At 61.6% G+C, this 1,917-nt stretch carries 2 protein-coding genes; one reads left to right on the forward strand and one right to left on the reverse strand.

The genetic code is table 11. The features are described from left to right. Positions 1-1,082: aminotransferase DegT (locus tag GTN70_10800; GenBank protein ID NIO17453.1), on the reverse strand; the 1,082-nt coding region annotated here is incomplete at its 3' end. A gap of 173 nt (positions 1,083-1,255) precedes the next feature. On the opposite strand from GTN70_10800, the gene GTN70_10805 reads away from it, so the two are divergent. Then, on the forward strand, positions 1,256-1,917 hold a 662-nt coding region (locus tag GTN70_10805; GenBank protein NIO17454.1), incomplete at its 3' end, for an NAD(P)-binding protein.

Raw genomic sequence — 1,917 nt, forward strand, 5'->3', positions numbered from 1 at the left:
AACGCGGCCACCGCCTCGGCGACGGCCTCCTGCTCCGATGTGGCGATGAATGCCGAGAAGGGAAGGGAGATTATGTTTGCCGCGATGGACTCGCAGACGGGAAAATCCCCGGGGCCATGGCCGAGGTAGGAGAAGGAGTCCTGCAGGTGCATCGGCCGGGGGTAGTGGATGGCGGTGGGGATGCTTTTTTCCCGTAAAGACTCCGCGAGGGCGTCCCGGTTGTCTACCAGGATCGAGTACTGGGCATAGGTGGAGACCACGCCTTCTTCCCGTTTCTGGATCTCCACGTGAGGCGCGAGCCGCTCCGTGTAGAAACGGGCCTTTTCCTGCCGTATCGCAATCTCCTCTTCAAAGTGTCTGAGTTTCGCCAGGAGGACCGCCGCCTGCACCTCGTCGAGCCTGCTGTTCTTTCCCACATACCGGTGCACGTACCGGGCCGTCTGGCCGTGATTTCTCAGCGATTCCGCCTTGCGCGCGATCTCGGGCGAATCGGTGAATATCATGCCCCCTTCTCCGAACCCGCCGAGGGGCTTTGCGGGAAAAAAGGAGGTGGTGCCCGTGTCGCCCAGGGAGGGGGCGCGCTTGCCCTTTCTCAGGGCGCCGAGGGATTGGGCGCCGTCCTCGATGACGAAGAGGCCGTACTCTTTTGCCAGCCCTGACAGGGCCTCGTAGTCGGCCGGATGGCCGAAGAGGTCGACCGCCATGATCCCCCGGGTGTTGATCGTGATGACTTCCTCTATCAGGCCGGGGTCGATGTTGAAGGTTCCCCTGTCCACGTCCACCAGCACGGGCTTCGCCCCGGTGAGCGCAATGGCCTCTCCCGTTGCGATGAAGGTAAAGGGGGTGGTGATGATCTCGTCACCGGGGCCCACGCCGTGGGCCATGAGGGCTATGATCAGCGCGTCCGTTCCCGAACCCACGCCGATGGCGAACTCCGTGCCAACGAAGGCGGCAAGCTCGCCCTCGAGGGCCCTGCCCTTCTCGCCCAGGATGAAGCGCTGGGAGGAGATGACGTCTGCGATTTCCCTCTCGATCTCATCCCGGTAGGCCAGGTACTGGGCTTTGAGGTTGATAAAATCCACGTGCGCTCTCCCGTCCCGCCGGGTCCCGGCCGGGGTTTTCCGGAGGGAAACGGTTTAAGAGGAATGTAGCATTTCTCCCCGGAAAAAGCAAAAGGGCCGTGTCAAATTGGCTCTTTCCCCCGGCCGGTTTCGGTATAGAATAGGGAAAAACCGGAGGGGGTGACGGCACGCGGATGTACGACTACCTGATCGTGGGCTGCGGCTTTGCCGGGGCGACGCTGGCTGAAAGAATAAGCACGGTTCTTGAAAAGCGCGTGTGCCTGGTGGAGAAGAGGGATCACGTCGGGGGGAATGCCGGCGACTGTTACGGCGGGGAGGGGATTCTCGTGCACCGCTACGGCCCCCATATTTTTCACACCGATGACGAAAAGATCTTCTCCTACCTTTCCCGCTTCACCGGTTGGCGCTTCTACGAGCACCGGGTCCTGGCCAGCGTCGAGGGGCTTCTGCTCCCCATCCCCATCAACCTGGATACCGTCAACCGTCTCTACGGGCTCGACCTTGACGCCGAAGGGCTCAAGAGGCATTTTGCGTCTGTCAGGGAAAGGATCGATGTCCCGAGAAACGCCCGGGAGAAGATAACCTCCCAGGTGGGCGAGGACCTCTACGACAAGTTCTTCAAGAACTACACGACCAAGATGTGGGGGCTTTCCCCCGAAAAGCTCGAGCCGGAGGTTACGGGACGGCCCTTCGTGCGCACGAACAGGGATGACCGGTACTTCACCGACCGCTTTCAGTTCATGCCCGAGGCGGGCTATACCCCCCTGTTCGAGCGGATGCTCGCATCTGACAGAATCGATCTCCGTTTGGGCACGGACTTCAGGGAGGTCCGGGG

This window comes from Deltaproteobacteria bacterium, from assembly GCA_011773515.1.
In the GTDB taxonomy this organism is placed as follows: Bacteria; Desulfobacterota; Deferrimicrobia; order J040; family J040; genus WVXK01.